This is a genomic window from Lactobacillus fornicalis (genome assembly GCF_055362665.1).
Map to the genome: position 1 here is coordinate 46317 of NZ_JBLTIM010000016.1, position 19628 is coordinate 65944.

General features: G+C 31.9%; 19 protein-coding genes. 7 read left to right on the forward strand and 12 right to left on the reverse strand.

All coding sequences use genetic code 11. The annotated features are described in order from the left end of the window. Positions 1-8 precede the first annotated feature (8 nt). The 4 genes from ACNDLV_RS04395 to ACNDLV_RS04410 all read right to left on the reverse strand — a co-directional run bounded on the left by ACNDLV_RS04395 (position 9) and on the right by ACNDLV_RS04410 (position 3757). Complete coding sequence (locus ACNDLV_RS04395; protein WP_006586181.1) at positions 9-764, reverse strand: YibE/F family protein; 756 nt, start codon at positions 762-764, stop codon at positions 9-11. A 1-nt stretch (position 765) separates the two neighbouring features. After that, positions 766-1866, reverse strand: coding sequence for a YibE/F family protein (locus ACNDLV_RS04400; RefSeq protein WP_006586180.1), 1101 nt, complete (start codon positions 1864-1866; stop codon positions 766-768). Positions 1867-1940: 74 nt separating this feature from the next. Continuing rightward, positions 1941-2660, reverse strand: a complete 720-nt coding sequence (locus ACNDLV_RS04405; RefSeq protein ID WP_006586179.1) for a hypothetical protein — start codon at positions 2658-2660, stop codon at positions 1941-1943. A gap of 11 nt (positions 2661-2671) precedes the next feature. Then, positions 2672-3757: a D-alanine--D-alanine ligase family protein gene (locus ACNDLV_RS04410; RefSeq protein WP_006586177.1), complete on the reverse strand. Its 1086-nt coding sequence runs from the start codon at positions 3755-3757 to the stop codon at positions 2672-2674. 204 nt (positions 3758-3961) lie between these two features. Between ACNDLV_RS04410 and ACNDLV_RS04415 the strand changes: the two genes are divergently transcribed. Then, a complete protein-coding gene (locus ACNDLV_RS04415) occupies positions 3962-5461 on the forward strand; it encodes a CAP domain-containing protein (RefSeq protein ID WP_048588371.1) in 1500 nt (499 codons plus the stop codon). Between the two features lie 353 nt (positions 5462-5814). On the opposite strand, the gene ACNDLV_RS04420 is transcribed toward ACNDLV_RS04415, so the two are convergent. From ACNDLV_RS04420 to ACNDLV_RS04430, 3 genes are all read right to left on the reverse strand, one after another. Further along, complete coding sequence (locus ACNDLV_RS04420) at positions 5815-6648, reverse strand: hypothetical protein (protein ID WP_006587569.1); 834 nt, start codon at positions 6646-6648, stop codon at positions 5815-5817. Positions 6649-6658: 10 nt separating this feature from the next. After that, positions 6659-7345, reverse strand: coding sequence for a TetR/AcrR family transcriptional regulator (locus ACNDLV_RS04425; RefSeq protein ID WP_022091376.1), 687 nt, complete (start codon positions 7343-7345; stop codon positions 6659-6661). A 137-nt stretch (positions 7346-7482) separates the two neighbouring features. Beyond that, complete coding sequence (locus tag ACNDLV_RS04430; RefSeq protein WP_498882934.1) at positions 7483-8469, reverse strand: ribose-phosphate diphosphokinase; 987 nt, start codon at positions 8467-8469, stop codon at positions 7483-7485. Positions 8470-8610: 141 nt separating this feature from the next. Between ACNDLV_RS04430 and ACNDLV_RS04435 the strand changes: the two genes are divergently transcribed. Then, on the forward strand, positions 8611-8985 hold the full coding sequence (locus ACNDLV_RS04435) for a DUF1304 domain-containing protein (RefSeq protein ID WP_006586171.1): 375 nt from the start codon (positions 8611-8613) through the stop codon (positions 8983-8985). 28 nt (positions 8986-9013) lie between these two features. On the opposite strand, the gene ACNDLV_RS04440 is transcribed toward ACNDLV_RS04435, so the two are convergent. Continuing rightward, entirely contained in the window at positions 9014-9670 is a 657-nt protein-coding gene (locus tag ACNDLV_RS04440) for an alpha/beta fold hydrolase (protein ID WP_006586170.1), read from the reverse strand. Positions 9671-9688: 18 nt separating this feature from the next. Beyond that, the gene (locus ACNDLV_RS04445) at positions 9689-10504 is read right to left on the reverse strand and encodes a glycosyltransferase family 2 protein (protein ID WP_034530443.1); all 816 of its coding nucleotides are present in this window, start codon (positions 10502-10504) and stop codon (positions 9689-9691) included. 162 nt (positions 10505-10666) lie between these two features. On the opposite strand from ACNDLV_RS04445, the gene ACNDLV_RS04450 reads away from it, so the two are divergent. Further along, complete coding sequence (locus tag ACNDLV_RS04450; protein ID WP_006587567.1) at positions 10667-11626, forward strand: DUF1002 domain-containing protein; 960 nt, start codon at positions 10667-10669, stop codon at positions 11624-11626. 51 nt (positions 11627-11677) lie between these two features. Here ACNDLV_RS04450 and ACNDLV_RS04455 read toward each other — a convergent pair whose 3' ends face one another. Beyond that, entirely contained in the window at positions 11678-12442 is a 765-nt protein-coding gene (locus tag ACNDLV_RS04455; protein WP_006586167.1) for a TerC family protein, read from the reverse strand. Between the two features lie 28 nt (positions 12443-12470). Beyond that, entirely contained in the window at positions 12471-13238 is a 768-nt protein-coding gene (locus ACNDLV_RS04460) for a ribonuclease H family protein (RefSeq protein WP_006586166.1), read from the reverse strand. A 75-nt stretch (positions 13239-13313) separates the two neighbouring features. On the opposite strand from ACNDLV_RS04460, the gene ACNDLV_RS04465 reads away from it, so the two are divergent. The 4 genes from ACNDLV_RS04465 to ACNDLV_RS04480 all read left to right on the forward strand — a co-directional run bounded on the left by ACNDLV_RS04465 (position 13314) and on the right by ACNDLV_RS04480 (position 17338). Then, positions 13314-14237: an alpha/beta hydrolase gene (locus tag ACNDLV_RS04465; RefSeq protein WP_006586165.1), complete on the forward strand. Its 924-nt coding sequence runs from the start codon at positions 13314-13316 to the stop codon at positions 14235-14237. A gap of 37 nt (positions 14238-14274) precedes the next feature. Beyond that, complete coding sequence (locus ACNDLV_RS04470) at positions 14275-14979, forward strand: zinc metallopeptidase (protein WP_006586164.1); 705 nt, start codon at positions 14275-14277, stop codon at positions 14977-14979. A 22-nt stretch (positions 14980-15001) separates the two neighbouring features. Then, positions 15002-16459: a cardiolipin synthase gene (cls, locus tag ACNDLV_RS04475; RefSeq protein ID WP_006586163.1), complete on the forward strand. Its 1458-nt coding sequence runs from the start codon at positions 15002-15004 to the stop codon at positions 16457-16459. 327 nt (positions 16460-16786) lie between these two features. Beyond that, the gene (locus ACNDLV_RS04480) at positions 16787-17338 is read left to right on the forward strand and encodes a hypothetical protein (protein WP_006586162.1); all 552 of its coding nucleotides are present in this window, start codon (positions 16787-16789) and stop codon (positions 17336-17338) included. A gap of 24 nt (positions 17339-17362) precedes the next feature. Here ACNDLV_RS04480 and ACNDLV_RS04485 read toward each other — a convergent pair whose 3' ends face one another. Next, positions 17363-19492: a glycoside hydrolase domain-containing protein gene (locus ACNDLV_RS04485; protein ID WP_006586161.1), complete on the reverse strand. Its 2130-nt coding sequence runs from the start codon at positions 19490-19492 to the stop codon at positions 17363-17365. Between the last annotated feature and the right edge of the window lie 136 nt (positions 19493-19628).

Sequence of the window (19628 nt, forward strand, 5' to 3'; positions counted from 1 at the left end):
CACGTTGCTTATGCTTTTTCTTTACTAACTTTTTTAGCTAACAAATAACTTGTTAAAGGAATAGTTAGTGCTACTCCAATTATCGAATAAACCATTATCAAAACTTCATTAACAAATAACTTGTCATTTAAAATTTTCCCCAAAGGATAGTTTAAACGCATATACCAAATAAACAGTGGCAAAAAACTACCGAACAATCCAAATAAAATAGTATTTACACTAGTCCCTAAAACATCTTTTCCAATATTAGCACCACTTTTTTCAAGTTGAATGCGGGTAATCTCTGGATTGTGCTTTTTTAATTCTAAAATACCACTACTCATTGCCACACTCGCTTCACTTATTGCACCTAATGTACTAAATATTGCAACAGTAATAGCTATTTCTGGATAACTTAAACCTGGATACGGAGATAGACCAACCAATTCTTCTCCTGCTTCGTCTCCAAATCCAGCTGCTTGGGCAAAATATTGTAAACAAATAATAATTAAAATCGTAGCTGTTGCAACCAAAATTGCAGCATAAAAAGAATTTTTAGCAACTATCATATCATGTGTACCTAAGAAAATAATTGCTGCTAATTTTAAAGGAATAAAAATTAATGTTAGAACCAAGATATTGATTCCCCATGATATTAACAAAGCTACCAAGACAAGCAAAATTCCATTGACCATCACACTCAAAAAACTATTAAAACCAGTTTTGCCACCAATTAACACCATTAAGGCAAATAAGAGTAAAACCAATGCTGTTAAAGTAGTCATCTTATTCCCCTCTTTTCTTTAAAAAGACTAAACTAGTCAAACTAGCAAAAATTACTGTTAAACATATTCCAATAGCACTCATTAAACTTTGAATAGCACCAAGTGATAAAGTAAATTCGAAACTAAAAGCCAAGGTATTATTATCTCGTAAATACAAAATAGTCATTGGTAAAGCCTCAGCAATAAAAATTAAAACTAATACGTTAATAAGTGGCCCCATAATTTCTTGTCCCATAGTTCTACCACTTAATAATAATTGCTTAGCTGTTAAATCTTTTTTATGTTGAGTTAATTCATAAAGACTAGAAACTATATCTGTCGCTTCATCCATAACAGCACCTAATACCCCCAATAGGGCTTGAGCTAAAAAAAGTGAACGTGGTGATTGCGTGGCATAGTCAACAGTTTCATATTTCATCCCCGCTTCACCAGTTAATTTCATTATCAAATAACATATTCCAAATGAAACAAATACCCCGACCAATGTTGCAAAATAAGTTGCAAGCATTTTCTTATTAAATCCTTGCACAATCAGCAAAGATACAAAAGCAAACAAAACAACCCCTAATCCATAAATTGCAAATATTTCTGTCCCATTTTCTTGAATATCAAACTTTATGATGAAGTAAAAAATAATCCAACTTAAAACTAAGGATAATACTAACCAGAAAGTATTTTTTCCTGCAATTATTAAAAGTAGTGTCAGTACAATTGTAGTAGCTAAAGCCAAAATCCAATCTCTTTTTGGACTTAATAAACTAATTTGTCCCTTATTGAATGAAACTAATACCCTTTCTCCTGAGCGATAAGCTTGCGTTTCTAATTGCGATTTCACATAATGATTTTTTACTGTGTAAATTTTTCCTTGATACTTACCAGAAATCACTTTTAGCTTTAACGTCTGTACGCGCTTTTCATCATAATTTTTATATTCATCTTCGGTCTTATCAGTAACCTTATCATTTAAATTTTTGTTTACAATAATTGCCGTATCTGCATAAGAAGACGGTTTAAAATAAACCCAACTAGTTATTATTAACCCTAAAAACAAAACAAAAAGTGTGAACAAATTTTTCTTAGTTATCTGCTTTTTCCACATCATGTTCTTCCTTCCTGTTATTATTTTACCTACAAAAAAAAGATGGCCTAAAAATAGGTCATCTTCTTATTCATTTCTTAACCAAGAAATCTTTCCCACCAGTGCTTTTTCTTAGGAAGTTGCATATCTGCTAAAGTTCGGTGAACATTTTCTTTGGCGCGCTTTGCGGCGTTTTCTTGGGCCTTCTTTAAAATTGCACCACGTACTTCATCTTCACTTTTTGACATATCCTTTGCAACTTCACTACGCTTTTGTTCAGGCGTTTTTTCATCAATTTCTTCATCAAAGAAATCATCATCCATTTCAGGCAAATCTGCAGTTGCTTGTGGAGCAGCTAATTGCTTTTGACTATCAATCAATGCTGCATTTTGTTTTTGAACTTCAGCAACTTGCTTTTGTAAATCGGCAATGGCTTGATTTTGATTGACAATAGTTTGTTGCAAGGCTGATAACAACTTAACTACTTGTTTGGAATCCATCAAGGCATTAGCTTGTTCCTCGATTTTTTTATCAGCCTTTTTTTGGTCCTCAACTTTTTTATCACTTACTGCAAATATTTGTTGCGCTGCATCACTCAACGTTAAACCACTTTGCTTAGCTAATTTATGAAAAGCTTTAAGGTCTTCAATATTCTTAGCAGAATATAACCGTGCACGTTGACTAGTACGTGCATAATATTCTGAATCCCCAGTTGTTTTTTCAACAATCAAAGAATATTTTCTCAATGTTGCTACACTAATTTTGAGTTCAGCTGCTGCTGTGCTTGGATTTACTAATTCTTTTTCATTCAAACTCATCAATTCTTCCCCTATTCAGGCTTATGAAGCAAAGTTTTTTTGTGATTATGGCGTTCAACAGCCAATTCAATCAAGCGAGAAATAAGATCGGTATACTTAATACCAGCTTCTTCAAACAATTTAGGATACATACTGATATTAGTAAAACCAGGAAGCGCATTCAATTCATTAAAAATAACTTCATGATCGCTTGTTCTTAACATAGAGTCAATTCTAGCCATTCCACTACACTCAGTTGCACGATAAATTTTTTCTGCATTTGAGCGAACTTTTTCCACAATTTCTGCTGGTAAATCTGCTGGAATTTGTAAGGTAGTAGTTGAAGAATCATCATATTTATTTTTATAACTGTAGAATGATCCTTTGGCATTAATAATTTGACCAACACCTGAAACAATAATATCATCATTTCCTAAAACAGCTGTTTCAACTTCAGTACCATCAATTGCTTCTTCAACTAATACTTTATCATCATATTTAAAAGCTTCTGCAAGAGCTGGTAAGTAGTCTGCTTCTGATTTAACATGACTAATTCCAACACTTGAACCTTGGTTAGAAGGCTTAACAAATAAATCAGTTCCTAATTTCTTAGAAACATAATTGTAATCAAGCTTAGAGTTATTTTTATCATTGTACTCAAAGCGCTTAATAGCAACCCAATCAGCAACAGGTACCCCAGCTCTTTGTGCCAAAATTTTAGTAAATTCTTTATCCATTGTGACAGCTGCTGCTAATACATCATCACCAACAAATGGTTTATCAAGCATTCTAAAGAACCCTTGAATAACACCATCTTCACCAATATTTCCATGAACAATTGGGAAGTAAACATCCATTTCAGGTAAATTAGCTAATTGTTCAAAGTTTGAAACATTAGCTAATTTGTGTGGATTTTTGATAGTATAAGTAGGATCATCCCAAACCTTTTTGGAATCTTCTAAACTTGCAAAATAATTATCTTTTGTTAACCAAATTGGATATACATCATACTTTTCTTTATCAATTGCGTTATAAATGTTGTGGCCAGAAACAATGGAGACCTCATATTCTGAGGAGTTACCACCAAAGATTAAGCCAACTCTGGTTTTATCTGTCATTTTTTTCTCCTTTAATTGTTCGTTTTTATCTCCTTATATCGTTCAATCTTTAATTATACGCATTTACAGCTTAATTGGCGTATTTATTAGGAAAAAAACTAGAAAAATTTTAGCAAATGTGTTTAAATTGTTACATAAATGTTGCAAAACTGTTACAAAAGAAATGTGATATCATATATCTATAGAAAAGGAGGGCTTCAATCCATGAATTTCAAGCGAAAACTTGCTACTATTTCAGCAAGTATCATGTTGTTAGCTCCAACATTTACTACAACTATTGCTACACCTATTGCTAGTGCAGCAACTTTTACTAGCTCTGAACTTAATACTATTCGTTCATTCCAAAATCGCTATGCAAGTTTGGATCAAACGCCATATAGTAAAAGCAATTTATATACAATTACTCCTAACTTAACTGAACCATTTTCTGCAGGGCAAATATCTCAAAATTACATTGACTCTCAATTAGCCTGGATTAATTATTATAGAGCACTTTTTGGTTTGCCAAGTGTCACTGCAAGTAAGACTGAAAATCAAAATGCACAAATTGCTGCTGCAGTTATGGCTGCCATTGGCGCAAACCCATTCCAAAATCAACACGGTTTACCAAATGAGTCTAAGCCTAGTTATATTAGTGAGAGCGACTGGGATACAGCAGTTGATTTAACCAAAAATTCCAATCTTAACTTCAATATCTTAAATCAATCAGCTGGAGATGTAATTACCGACTTTTTGACTGACAGAAACAATTTAACAGGTGGAGACACTGGTCACAGAGCTTGGATTCTTTCACCTTGGCTTTATACAACAGGAATAGGTGCTGCTTATGGAGCAAATGGCTATCGTTATTCTGTTCAAAGAGTTATTAATCTATCAGATGTAATGAAAACCGCTGCTAAATCTACTATTACCTATCCTAGTGAAGGAGTTTTCCCAATAGAGTTATTAAGTGGACAAAATATTTATTGGTCATTTTATTTAGCAAATGAACAAATTAAATCAACTCCAACAATTACTGTTACTGACTTAGATACCGGTCAAAAGGTAACTGCAACAGATGTTCATAATTATAGTTCTAGTTTTTATGGGAACTTCTCAACCAATATAACTTATAAGCCTGGCAATATTAGTCTTATTTCTGGGCACCAATATCAAGTAAACATTAATGGTATCTACTCCTATAGTTTTAAACTATTTAATCAAGTTGCCGCTAACCAGCCTAGTTTAAACACTACAACAACTAAATCATCAACTAATGTTCAGAATCAAGTTGAACAAATCGCAAATAACCAGTCATCAACTCCTGCAGAAAAAGATGTCAAGATCAAATCAGCTTTATTACTAAAGGCTGAAGAAATCAGCGACACACTTATGAAAGATAGAATTACAAATACCGCTATTTTTGGAAGATCTTATCAAGATGGTAAAAACTTCTATAATCTTGGCAAAAACCAATGGTTTAGAGACTTTTATCGTGTTTCAAATCCATTAATTAGTGCTGGAATTTTAGATTCAGATGATAACATGCTTGATAAACAAATTTATACTAGTCCATATGCTAACTTACAAACAAAAACATATGCTTATCTCAAACCACAAACTAGTTATGCATATGGTCAAAGTATAATAATTGGCGGAATTACTTGGTATTACCTCGGACCAAATCAATGGGTTCAAAAAATCCCAAGTAAAAATCCAGCATAGAAAAAACATTTTAAATAAATAATAAATAAAAACGTTGATAAGTTTTTTAAGACTTTATCAACGTTTTTTGTATTGCTCTACTATTCTCTCGTTTATTTTATTCCTATCATGAATTAAATAAAAAATTCCGATAAGTATAAAAAATATATAGGTGCTTGTAAGAACATTAAATCCATTTTTTAAAACAAAATAACTAAACACTAAAACAGAATAAGCTGTTAATATTAATCCACGATGTTTTTTCAAAAATTTAATAGTCGGATTATCTGAATACTTAGTTCTTATCGAATTAGCTAAAATAATTAAAACCAATATTGAAAAAAGCAACATAAAATTTATCTCCTGAAATAATCCTATTTTGTAGAAGTTAATTGCCAAGGAATAGTATTAATTACAAAAATAATTGCACCGAACATAACATATTCTAAAAATACAGAACTTGCTAATTCTAACCAGTATCCAAAGTCCAAAATACTTATGCTTTCAACATTAAAGATTAGTGGTATCATCGCTAAAATGACATAGATAACAATCATTAAAGCTCCTGTCCACATACCTGCACCTGTTATTTCATGAATTATAGCCTTCAAACGTAGCTTTTCTCTCATTTCCATCAATGTAGAAATCAATGATAAGATTAAAACTATTACCAAAACAGTATTAATGATTAAAAACATAGTTACTAAATTTGCTTGTTGTGTAACATCAGCTAATTCAAAGGCCGAAATAATAGTATATACAGAACTATCTCCTTGTTTTTTTAAACTCTTTAAAACATTTTGAGCTTCTGTTGCTGAATTAGAATTAATTTCTTTATTCAAAGTAGAATAAATCTTATTTGCTAAATTAGCATTATCCGTCTTAAACCAATGAATTCCTAATGTATAATCTATCAATTCATCAGATAATACTTGAGTTTGATCTGCTGTCAATAAGTTAGAACTGCTGTTTTTTTGACCATTAACTAACACTGCCAAGCGATCAAATTTTGCATTAATTTGTGCATCAACCACTGCTTGCCCATTACTTGTCCGAGTAATTCCCTTCATAAAAGAAGGATTCATTAATGTAAAACTAAATAATATTAAACTTACAACTACAAAAATTGTTGCAATAAAGGATCTTTTATATGATCTATTTTGCTCAGCATCAAGACGTCTAATCTCTGAACGCGTCGTTTCTGCCATATTACTCTCCCTAACTGTAAATTTCTTTACCTTCGTCAAACATGTGATCAATAGCAAAATGAATGCTACCAATATCTGCATTTCGAATTACTTGATGCCCTTCTTCGAGGACTTCCTTAATTTCGGAAGTATCATAATTCATAAATACTCCCATTAAAGTTGAAGTCATGAAATCAGCAATTTCTTCAGGGTTAAGGTTATGAGTTTTGCGTTTAAGGTAAAGTCGGCCACCTCCAGCTGCAATAAAAGAAATCCCGGAACGAATTCTTTCAATTTGATCAGGTGTAAATTCTGAAATCAAATTTCTTTCAACAATCCATGAATTAAGCATTTGGCTCCATGAATCAAGAGTAGTATTATCACTAAATGCCTGTCTAATTACTTGATCTAATCCGTTATCACGAATTCCTAAAGAACCAATAATATAGCAAAATGCCTTCACTTGAGTAAATAAATTTTGTTTTTGATCTACAACATTTGTATAAACTTCATCCCACAAAGTGTTGAATAGATTATGCATAATATCAGTGGTTAACTTTTGTTTATGTGGATAGTAAGATTGCAGTAAAGACTTAGAAATTCCTGATTTTTCTGCAATCATTTGAAGCGATACATTATCGATTCCATATTCACGAATCAATTTGAAAGTATTATCTAAAATAATTCTTCTCCGCTTCATATTTTTATGTCTTGCCACAATAGTCATCCTCTCTATCAATTTGTCTATACAATTATAAAGAATTATATCAATTACTTCTAGCTTTGTATAGTAATAAGCAAAAACTGACTCCTAATAAGAGTCAGTTTTTCAATTTCTTAATTATTAACTAGCAATTACTTAATTCTATTTTGTTCATCAAAAATTTGGTGAATTGAACGATCATTGTATACATAATCAATTCCACGTGCAAGCAATTGATCGACTGATACTCTAACAATTCTATCAGGATATTTTTCGTGCTTAATAGTATCAGTAACTACGATTTGTTCAATTGGCAACTTATTCAAAACATCAACTGCATCATGTGATAATAATGCATGACTAGCTGCAACATAAACTTTAGTTGCACCAGCTGCTAAAACAGAGTGAGTTGATGAGGCAATCCGTGAGCCAGTATCAATTAAATCATCGACAATGATACATTTCTTCCCTTTTACATCACCAATCATATCGTGAACTGAATCATCGTAATGAGCACCACGTTGATCGACAATTGCAATTGGTGCATTAAAGTTAGTCGCAAAGTTACGAGCTAACTTAGTGCCTGAATGATCTGGTGAAACGATTACTACATTATCATCATCGCTAGTAGCAATCCCGTTATCTAAGAAGTATTGTGCAAGTAATGGCAAAGCGTGTAAATGGTCAACTGGAATATTGTAAAATCCTTGAATTTGTGAAGCATGTAAATCCAAAGTAATTAACCGATCAATTCCAGTTAATTGAAGTAAGTTAGCAACTAACTTAGCTGTAATTGGTTCACGAGAACGGCTCTTAGTATCAGAACGAGAATATGCCAAATATGGCACTACACAGTTAATACGGTGAGCTGATGCACGATGTAAAGCATCACAAACTATTTCCAATTCCATAAAGTTTTCGTTAACTGGATCTTGAATTGATTGAATAACAAATACATCACAACCACGTACAGTTTCAGCAATGTTTACCGCAATTTCACCATCGCTAAAATGATGTACAGTTGTTTCAAGCAAAGGCATATGCAAGATATTAGCAAACTTTTCATTTAAAGCCTTATTACCACCTAAACCGATTAACTTCATTGGGTGTAACATTTGATGGAGTTCTTCTTTATTCATTGTATGCCCCTTTAGAAAAATCTATATACAATTCTATTATAGACAAAAAAAGACGTTGGATAAACAAAGGCTTCCAAAAATATTGAATTTCTTTCAATATTTTTTGCTATAATATCCAAATATATTATTTAGGAGGATTTTATGAGAACTTTTAGTATTGTTTTATTATTGATAATTGCAATTGAGCATTTATTTATCGCTTTTTTAGAAATGACTGCTAATCCAAAAAAACAAGCAAAAGCTTTCGGAGTTGATGTAGAGTTTCTCAAACAAGCTGATGCTAGAATTTCTATGGCAAATCAAGGAATTTATAATGCAATGCTAGCTGTAATTATTATTTTAGGTCAGTGGGTTTTCACTGGAACTAATACAATATACGCAAACTTGCTATTCTCAAGCTTTGTTAGTGTAGTTGGTTTTTTTGGTGGTTTAACTGTTAACCAAAAAATTTATTTTGTTCAAATGACTCCCGGACTGATTGCTTTAATTATTAGTTGCATGAGCTTATATATGTAAAAAGATAGCGATATATATCGCTATCTTTTTATCTACAAAAATCTTTAATTAAATCCAGCATTTTAAAACTATGAACTGTATAACTATCATGGGTTTGTCTAGGCATAATTACCAATCGTGCATTTTTCATAATTTGAGAATACCATCTTACATGTTCAACTTTTACCCAGTCTTTTTCTCCTACAACACACAAGGTTGGAGTAATAATTTTTCTTAATTTTTCTGGCTCAATGAGTGTTTCTGTTAATTCAACTTGGCTATCTGGATCACGTTTAATGAAACGCTTCACTCCTTCAACAGCATAATGATATGGCTTAATTCCCGCACCATGTACAAAGACCCCTGCCACTATCGCTTTTTTTAGCATATTAGGATATTGGCTAGCTAACATTAGAGTTACAACCCCACCAGCATCATAGCCATAAATATATGGCTGTTTTAAATCAAGTTTACGGATAAAAGCTGCCAAATCACTAACTTCTTCTTGATAATGCTCTGCAGCATCTCCTTCACTTAGACCATGTCCTCTCATATCTAAGACATAAACAGTATAGTATAAAGAAAGCGGTGCTAAAATTTTATCAAACATTCCACCATCTAAATGATGACCGTGAAGTAAAATCAACGGTTCACCTTTGCCTAATTTTTGATAATACAATTCAACATTATTAACAGTAACTTTCATTCTTATTCCTAAATATCCTTAGTCAATATTTGAATTCTTGAGCAAGATTTTATTAGCTTTTTTCTTTGCCTTTTCTTGCTCACGTTCTTTCATAATACTTTTTATAATTTTACTCCAAATTAAATAATTTCCCATAAGTAAATCTGATGTCTTCTTTAAATTAGGCTTATGGACAATTGAATCAGACCGTTGCCAATAATGATAATATGGCTTTTGTGTATAGTAAACTTTTCTTGCTATTGAAATATATTTAACATTAAAAATCTGATCTTCCATAAATGCTACATCTGCATCAAAAAGCAAGTTATGCTTTCTAACTAATTTAGTTCGATATCCTTTATTCCAGCAATAGCCCTTCATTGGAGAAGCAAAGATATCAGTAAGTTTCATAAAGGCATTTCCTTTAGTCAACACTCCACTTTCAGGCTTACCTACAACATGGCTTCTTCCCTTAGGACGATCAATATAATAACCACAAGAAACCATATCACAATCTGGATGAAGCTTAAAAGCTCTAATAAAAAAGGAAACATATCCTGGATCAACAAAGTCATCCCCATCATGAAAAGTAAAATATGGAGTATCCACCTGACTTAAACCAATATTTCTTGCTGAAGAAGGCCCACCATTCTTAGTTTTAATTACAGTAAAATATGGAAATTTTGGCCGATATTGTTGCAAAATTTCGCTAGTCTTGTCAGTAGAACCATCATCAATAATCAAAAGCTTAAAATTAGATTCATCTTGATGAAGTAATGCATCTAAAGCTCGTGGTAAATATTCTGCTAAATTATAGACCGGCATAATCACGGTCAACTTTGGTTGTTGCAAAATTCGGCTCCTCCTTTTCTTAAAATTATATCATCGAACCAGTTTAATTCCTATTTTAAGTAAAAGGTTAAAGGAAGTTGTAAAACTATTAAGCTTTCTTTGCGAAGTTAGCTTCTCATTTATCAAAATAGGTATAATATAACCATAAAGGAGTGAAATGTTATTATGAAAAAATTTATGGCATTTTTAGTTGCAGCAATAATTGCAACAGGATTCAGCTTCGCTAACAAAAATACTGCTAAAGCTGATGATGATACAACACCAGTTGTAACTTTGGGTTCATCCTTAACTAGCAGTCAAAAACAAGGTACTATTAATACCTTAACTCAGTCATTAAATGGCGCTTCTTACAAAACAATTACGGTTACAGGGAGTGACTTAGTTAAATATCTTAATCCATCAGGTGAAACCTTTACTAATTCATCTGGTGTCTGGTCCAGTGCAATGATTCAAAAGACAAGTAGTGGCAGTGGTATTAATGTAAAAATTTTGAATTATAATGGTTCAAATAATATTACTACTATTACAGCTAACCAGTATAAAAATGCTGCTTTAACTGCCGGAATTACTGATGCCCATATTTATATTACTAGTGCTACGCCAATTGATGGTTCTGGGGCTTTAGCTGGTATATATGCTGCTTATGCGCAATCCGGCAATACTCTTAATCAAAGTCAAGTAAATGCCGCACAAAGTGAATTAAACACTTTAAGTTCAATCACTCAAGATAACAAAAATAAAGATGGCTACAGTGATGCACAATTAAATAATGCTGTTGCTGGAGCAAAAGCTGATATGGCTAAATATGGTTCAAATATCACTAATAATCAAATAACAACTATTGTTAACAATCAACTTGAAAAGAATAATTTAACAAATTTCATTACTAATTCTCAAAAGCAACAAATTATCAACTTATTAATAACCATCAAAAAATCCGGAGCATTAAACTCTAACAGTTTTAAAGAACAAGCTCAAAAGTTATCTAGTCAAATTCAAGAAGGTGCTAAGAGCATTTTTAATAAGTTAAATTCCCAAGATACTAAAAACTGGATTCAAAAAGTAATTGATGCTGTAGTTAATTTCTTTAAAGGCTTATTTGGTGGGGCAATTATCTTAAATTAAATCATTACTAAGTAAAAAAGCTTTGACTTGCGTCAAAGCTTTTTTTGTGTCCTAAAAATGTTTAGGTCCATGTTTTTTTATTCTCCAAAAATGAAATAAAATAGTGATTCCTAAAACAATAAAAATAATAATTGCAAAAATATTATTTGGTATTTCAAATTCTAGTGGTGGCAAATCAAGCAATAATTTCATAGCAATGAGTCCAATTAAAATGTAAGCCATTGGTTCAAGTTCTGGAATATGTTCCATTAGCTTGATAATTATTTCAGCTACTCCTCTCATGCATAAAATACCTATCATTCCACCAATTAAAATAATCACAGGATTTTCTGATATTGCTAAAGCAGCTAAAACTGAATCAATTGAAAAAACAATATCCATTAATTCAATAGAAATAACAGTCCGCCAAAACAAAGAAAAAATATGTTTTTTAGATTTATGATGTGAATCACGTTCATGTTTTTGCTTAACTTTTTCAGGATGATGCTGTTCATAAAAGAACTTAAAACTTAAATAAAATAGGTATATACTACCAACTAATTTAATCTCCCAAAAATGAATTAAATAAGTTCCTACTCCAATAATAATAAAACGAAAAATATAAGCACCCCATAAACCATAAAGAAGAGATTTTTCCTTTTCAAGTTTAGTAGGTAAAACTTGCGTTTGAGCCGCTAAAACAACAGCATTATCAACAGATAAAAGGCATTCCATCAAAATTAACGTTAAAATTATCAGCCAATCTTTCCCACTAGTGATAACGTGGGTCCAATTATCTATCTCAAAAAATGGTTGATACATTTTAAAAATTATCATGTATATGTCTCTTTTCTATATTTATTTTTTACATTTTATCCATATAAATGTTTAAAGCCTTATCAACAAAGTTATTTCCATAATTATCCTCATGACCATGAGTCCATTCAAATTCTGCATTTTTAAATTGAGGCAATAATCGGGATAATTCTTGCCATAATTCTTTATTTTTTAGCTCTCCTTTGCTTCTTTTCCAACCATTATTTCGCCAAGACCAAATCCATTTCTCAGTTATTGGTCTCAAAACATAACGAGAATCTAAAACGAAGATTGTTTTTTTATTATTAAGTTTCAGGGCTAATATTCTTTTCATAGCTTCAATAAGACCAGTTAATTCCATTTTATTATTCGTTGCGCCAAATTCCCCGCCAGCTTTACTAATTCTATTACCCTCATGTTCAATTAAATATGCCCATGCAGCTTTATCATCTTCTTGAACATGTCCTCCTTTAACATTGCCATGATTTCTACAGCCTCCATCAGTAAAAACAACCACTTCATATTGGCTATAATCTGATTTAGAAGCAGTGGTTTGCTTTTTCATTGAAGTCTTTTTTTCAGCCATCACCTTACTTTGAGCTTTTATTTTTTCCACTGCAGCTGTTAAATTATCCTCACTTGGTTTCATAATTGCTCTTTTTTGGTCTTCCGACAAATCCAGATATTGGCTTGCTTCTAAAATGTTGCTAAATGATTTATACTCCGCCCCACTAAAGCCATTAACTTGCTCCTTACATTCATCCCAAGTCCGGAAAATACCTATCTTTCGTCCTTTTTTAACTGCATAAAACTTCATTTATTACTCCAATCATAAATAATTCTCAATTAATGTTAAAATACTACTATATAAATACACAAGAAGGAGGTCAATATGTTCTTTAATTCACGAAAATATACTGAAGAAACAGAACACAATCGAATTAAACAATCCCAAGATCCTTCAATGTTTAACTTGATAAGTCTTGGAATACTAGCTAGTTTTCCTCCCTCTCGTTTTTTCTTACGACTACACCCTAATAAAATCACATCGTATTCCAATTATAAAATTGAACCCAGCACTTGCCAACAAACTCCAATTTTATATATCCATGGTTTTCGAGGTGGAGACTATACAACTAGAGTATTAGTAAAAGAAGCTGGAAAAGCCAAGCATAACCCACACTACTTAAAAGTTACTTGTGATGCATTTGGAAATTTTACTTTTGAAGGGACTTGGACAGGGGATAAATACCCAATTGTACAATTAGTCTTTCGGCAGCGAATTGCTGGTATGAGTGCAATAAGCTATTATTTAAGCCGCATTCTTCCTTTCTTAAAGAAGCAATTTAAATTTGATACTTATTTTGCAGTAGCCCATTCTCTTGGTGCACCTGCAATCATTGCAACAGCTATGCGTTACTTTAAGCATAAGAAGTTTCCTGTTTTAAAAAAAGCCGCTTTAATTGCGGGACCTTTTGACGGTGTAACTTATTTAGGCGATATACCTAATGTCAATTACCTTGGTGAAAAAGGTCATCCAATTGCCATGAATTTCACTTACTTAAAATTTATTTTAGGCAAAAAAAGGATTTGCCCTGATGCAAGCATTTTAAATATTTACGGCAATATTTTAGACGAAACAAATACTGATAAATTCATTTCAGTTGTTTCAGCTAAAAGTATTCGCTATATTTTAGCTCCTCAATTAAAACTTTACCAAGAAGTGGAAATTAGAGGGGAAAATGCTGAGCATAGCTGGTTACATGATGACCCTTTTGTTAACGATGTTATTAATCGATTTTTAGGTTTAAAATAGATATAATAGGTAAAATAACTTTTACGGAGGATTAATTATGTTTTTCTCACCATTTTTATTTTGGGATCCTTACTTTTGGTTAATACTAGTTGGTTTAGCCATTACAATGTGGGCCTCATGGAATGTTAAATCCACTTTTAATCGTTATGCAACTATCCCAAGTCACAACAACATTACTGGGAAAGAAGCGGCTAAGTTAATTTTAGAAGATGCCGGGATTTTTGATGTAACTATCCAAGAAACTAGCGGAGAACTAACAGATTTTTATAATCCTAGTGATAAAACTCTTAATTTATCTGAACCTGTTTATAATTCTTCAAGTATTGCCGCTATTTGCGTAGCTGCTCATGAAGCTGGGCATGCAATTCAAGATGCCAAAGCATACATTCCAATGAGCTTTAGATCAAAGATAGTACCTATAGTTAACTTTGGTGCTAACTTATCCATGCCTTTGATTATATTAGGAGTAGTGCTTAGTTTTAATCAAGTATTAATCAGAGCCGGAATTTTATGTTTTGCGTTAACTTTATTATTCCAAATCGTAACCTTGCCTGTAGAATTTAATGCTTCAAATCGGGCTCTTAAAAAGGTTAAAATGCTGGGAATTATTAATCCAAATGAATATCCAGCTGGAAGAAAAGTTCTATTTGCAGCTGCTTTGACATATGTTGCAGCTGCCTTATCCACTTTCTTACAACTACTTCGTTTAATTTTACTATTTGCCGACAATGACCGAAACTAGACCTAATGGAGGAGTTAGCTGAGTGTTTTGGCTTAAATATCTTCATATTATTGTTATTAGTATTAATACTATTTTAGCTTTTTATGTAGTTTTCAGAAGGAAAAGATCTGTAGCTACTGCTTGGGCTTGGTTAATTATTTTATTAATTTTCCCAATTTTGGGCTTTATTTTATATGGATTTTTTGGGAGAGGATTATCACAAGAGAATCTTTTTGCAATCAATAAACAAAACCACATTGGCTTACGAAATGTACAAAAGATGATTCCCCGTTTTCAAAAAAGGGCTGGTAAATCTGATACTGCCCATAAAGCACAGGTAGCGATTGAATATTTTAACCAAAACCGAGAAGCTCCTCTTTCTAAAAATAATAAGATAAAGCTTTATACTGATGGACATGAAAAATTTCGAGACCTAATGTCAGATATCAAAAATGCAAAAGAAACAATTAACATTGAATACTACAGTTTCTATAACGATGATATTGGTAATCAAATACTCAACCTATTAGTAAAAAAAGCTCAAGAAGGGATCAAGGTACATCTAATTTATGATGCTTGGGGATCATTTGGAGCAACTAGTAAATGGTTTGATAAATTACGCAAAGCTGGGGGAAAAGTATTACCATTTATTACTTCACGCAACATGATCCTTAGATATCGCATTAATTATCACTTACACCGAAAAATTGTCGTTATTGATGGTAGAATTGCTTGGACTGGTGGTTTTAATGTTGGTGACCAATATTTAGGTAAAAAGAAAAAATTCGGTTATTGGCGTGATACTCATGTGCGAATTATTGGTTCTGCTGCACTACTTTTACAAGAACGCTTTGTTATGGATTGGAATGCTTCTATTACAAAAATTAGCCAAGTTATTACTTTTTCGGAGAAGCTTTTCCCTGATTTAAATGAAGATGAAATTACAGAAAATAATGTCGCAACCCAAATTGTCGCAGATGGTCCTGATAGTGAATTACCATACATGCGTAATGGGATGATGAGATTAATGTTACTGGCAAGAAAACGTCTTTGGATACAAACACCTTATTTAATTCCAGATGATGCCATGATTGCTACTTGGCAAATCATTGTCAAAAGTGGCGTTGATTTGCGCATAATGATTCCTTCTAAACCAGATCACCCTTTTATTTATCGAGCAACTCAATGGTATGCTAACCAATTAACTAAAATGGGAATTAAGATTTATATCTATGATAATGGATTTTTACATGCCAAAACAATTGTTGGCGATTTTGACTATGCAGTTGTAGGTTCAATGAACCAGGATTATCGCTCATACAGTCTTAATTTCGAAGATATGGCGGTATTTTATGATAGCAATATTAATAACGAGTTAGCTCAAATATTTGAAGAAGATATGCAAAATTCCCATTTACTAACAATTGAAGAAATTCAAAATCAATCACGATACTTGCGTTCACTTCAAAGCTTCTCACGATTACTATCACCGATACTATAACTAAAAGACACGACTTCCATAAAATAATGAAATCGTGTCTTATAAAAAATGTATAAAGTATATAACGGTTGTATAGTACTACTAGAAACTATACGCCTTTTCTATCACTTAAAATGAGTAATCATTAAAAGCACTAATTTTTTCACTGACTGCCAAAGTAAATTACTCCACTTTTTTAACCAATTAATTGGTACCATCATAAAGAAAAACATTATATCCTCCTTTCTTTATAAAAAGCTTTTATATTAAATTCCCTTGAAACACGAAAACAATATACTATAGACTAAAAGATATTATCTAAAAACTGGAAGAAAGGGTTTAAATCACATGATTATATCTGAATTAACCAAAAAAGAAAGACAAATGTTATCAAAATTTATTCTACGTAGTTATTGTGATATTTTACATATAAAAGAAAGTTTTAGTGCTATATTAATTCTCAATTTAATTTATTTTGGAACTAATTTGATAGGTAATTATTCACCAACTTATTTTGACGAAATTATTACTAGATTCGTTATTCTTAGTGATTTAATTTTAATTATACTATTTGGAATAATGTTTTATCTTATTGTTTACATAATCAAAAAATTATATCCTAAGAAACAAATCTTTTTTTTAAAAAAATATAAATATAACTTTCCTGAAATTATGGAGCCAGCTATAAAAGAAGCTTTTGATACTTTTATAACTGAAAAATCTATATTTTTATGTAAATATAAATATGGGTTTGAAAATTCTAATTTTTATTTTCTTTCTATCAAGATTAATAAAGACATATCTTCAGCTAGATCTGTAATATTAAATAAAAAGACTTTAACACGCGAACAAAAAAATATTATAAAAAAACTTGCTATTAAATGGAAAACTATACACTAGTAAAAAATTTTTTCAAAACGTTTTTTATACTACGGATACAACAGTAACAAAAATATAATATAAAAATTGAACAATGTTAGCCAAAACAAATCCCAATAAATTACATAATGCAATTGCCACAGTAGCTCCTACAGAGACTTTCATTATTTGCTGTTCCAATTCTAATTGTGGACTAGGAGCTGGAGTAGGACTGGTAGTTGGTATTGGATAAGTTCTAACAAGATCTAATGGTTCTACCTTAAATTTAAAAATAATAGATAATTCATTTGTTAAAAGTTGATTTTCTAGCTTCTGAATATTGAAAATAATCTCACAGCTTACTTTTCCATCTACTGGTGCTTCAGTTTTGATAGTTAAACTACCTGCACTAATTGATGATACTAAGCGCATTTCTCCCATTTTTCCAAATACGGCATCTACCGTTGCTTGTTGATTATTAAATAATGGTCCTAATAACCCACTTAAATTGGCTCCATCGAGTTTACCATTACTAATGTTAAAGGTTGGATTACCACCTGTCCCAGTAAAACTTTCTTCAAATTCAACACTTTCTTCAAGCATTGGAGTTTTAATAAGAGGATATTCTTGGTTAAAGCTAATACTTGTTAAATTCAATAGAGAACCTAAAATATCTAAGGCTTCATTAGCGGAAATAGGTTTAGTAGATGTAGATGGTAATCTGAACTTCTTACTACCTTTATCACTACCAGAAGCTGCTACTTGATCAATATCTGTACCACCAATTGTATACTCGACAAATTGATCAAAAGCCCAATTTTCTGGCATTTCAAAGCCTAGATTTCCACTCCAGCCATAAGACATATCTGCCACAAAACTTGCAGAAATACCATCTTCAATACCATGAAGACAAACATTACGTGTCCCATAAACCCCTGCTTCGTATTCACAATTTACAAAGACATTATGAATAGCACGTAAATATGGATCAACAGTTCCGTCAATATCTCCATCTTGAATATCTACATCAACCGCAAAGTAGATAGTTGTACCTGCTGGGAAGCCAAGATTTCTAGCATTTACAATTGCAGTAACAGCATCACTATAACCTTGTTTAGAATTGAAATAGCTAACCTCATAACCTCCATCTTCATAAATTGGAAAAATAGCTAGACCAGCGTTAGTAATTCTTCTGATTTCGTCTGTAGTTAAGTTTTTAGGGCGTTTATTAGCACCTACACCAACCGAACCAGTTAAGTAGCGACCAACTACACTAAACCCATATCGTTTAAAGTTAGCAATATCCGTATCCGTTAATTGTTTTGATGTATCTAATGCAATTGAATCACGATTAGTATTACCATTACTTGTTAATAGCCCTTTAATAACAGTTAAATCAGCTGTAGTACTTGTTTCAGGAGCTAATTTCATAAATTTTCTAAATGCTACTACTTCTTCACCAATTTTTGAACTATAATATCCACTGAAGTCACCAGCTTTATTAAATCCATTAACAAATAAACCGTATTGAATGATTTTGACGACTTCGCCCTTTTGACCAACACTCACTGTTGGGGTAGCTGCAATAGTTCCAGGTCCATAATTACCGTTAGCACCTGAAACTCCGCAAGCTTTTTGAAGGGCATATATTAAAGCAGTATTAGTATCTCTTTGATAGATACCATCACATGGCATGATACCCAATTCTTGCCAGTACTTACTGTTTAAATATTGTTGCATGGAGCGAATTAATTCGCTCTTTTTTGTTTGATGAATTACTACAAATGCACTCATATCAAAAAGAGCGGCCATCAATTGGACAGTTAAAATTCCATCAGCTGTGATCCCTGCATCTGATTGCAAAGTCTTAACAGCATTAGTTAATTCAGAACCATAAGATGCTGAAAAATCAGTTGGATTAATCCCCTTACACCAAAAAGCACCCTTAATCAATTTAACAATATTGCCTGAATATCCAGGTCGAATCTTATTAATAATATTGCTTAATGCCGCCTTAGTTGAAGAACCAAATCCTTCACCTAAAGCAGAAATGCCTAATTCATGTTGCAAGCCTTCACGTAAACTATAAATTGTTGGCCAACCAGTCTTACCGTCAATCGGTGCCTTTTCAAATCCTGGTACACCACCATAAGTTTCATTTAACCAAACTTGCACTTCTTTTACTCTCTCATCCATATTATTGGACCTCCTAAATTATTTTTCGAACATATGTTCGAGTACAATATACAACTAAAAATTTATGTTTGCAAGTAAGAAAAATAAAAACATACCATATACCTTTACTGAAAGTCTGAAACTGTCAAATTTTTTG

Coding starts and splice junctions, on each gene's coding strand:
- ACNDLV_RS04395 (WP_006586181.1), bottom strand. CDS start 764: ATGACTACTTTAACAGCATTGGTTTTACTCTTATTTGCCTTAATGGTG.
- ACNDLV_RS04400 (WP_006586180.1), bottom strand. CDS start 1,866: ATGATGTGGAAAAAGCAGATAACTAAGAAAAATTTGTTCACACTTTTT.
- ACNDLV_RS04405 (WP_006586179.1), bottom strand. CDS start 2,660: ATGAGTTTGAATGAAAAAGAATTAGTAAATCCAAGCACAGCAGCAGCT.
- ACNDLV_RS04410 (WP_006586177.1), bottom strand. CDS start 3,757: ATGACAGATAAAACCAGAGTTGGCTTAATCTTTGGTGGTAACTCCTCA.
- ACNDLV_RS04415 (WP_048588371.1), top strand. CDS start 3,962: ATGAATTTCAAGCGAAAACTTGCTACTATTTCAGCAAGTATCATGTTG.
- ACNDLV_RS04420 (WP_006587569.1), bottom strand. CDS start 6,648: ATGGCAGAAACGACGCGTTCAGAGATTAGACGTCTTGATGCTGAGCAA.
- ACNDLV_RS04430 (WP_498882934.1), bottom strand. CDS start 8,469: ATGAATAAAGAAGAACTCCATCAAATGTTACACCCAATGAAGTTAATC.
- ACNDLV_RS04435 (WP_006586171.1), top strand. CDS start 8,611: ATGAGAACTTTTAGTATTGTTTTATTATTGATAATTGCAATTGAGCAT.
- ACNDLV_RS04440 (WP_006586170.1), bottom strand. CDS start 9,670: ATGAAAGTTACTGTTAATAATGTTGAATTGTATTATCAAAAATTAGGC.
- ACNDLV_RS04450 (WP_006587567.1), top strand. CDS start 10,667: ATGAAAAAATTTATGGCATTTTTAGTTGCAGCAATAATTGCAACAGGA.
- ACNDLV_RS04455 (WP_006586167.1), bottom strand. CDS start 12,442: ATGATAATTTTTAAAATGTATCAACCATTTTTTGAGATAGATAATTGG.
- ACNDLV_RS04460 (WP_006586166.1), bottom strand. CDS start 13,238: ATGAAGTTTTATGCAGTTAAAAAAGGACGAAAGATAGGTATTTTCCGG.
- ACNDLV_RS04465 (WP_006586165.1), top strand. CDS start 13,314: ATGTTCTTTAATTCACGAAAATATACTGAAGAAACAGAACACAATCGA.
- ACNDLV_RS04470 (WP_006586164.1), top strand. CDS start 14,275: ATGTTTTTCTCACCATTTTTATTTTGGGATCCTTACTTTTGGTTAATA.
- ACNDLV_RS04480 (WP_006586162.1), top strand. CDS start 16,787: ATGATTATATCTGAATTAACCAAAAAAGAAAGACAAATGTTATCAAAA.
- ACNDLV_RS04485 (WP_006586161.1), bottom strand. CDS start 19,492: ATGGATGAGAGAGTAAAAGAAGTGCAAGTTTGGTTAAATGAAACTTAT.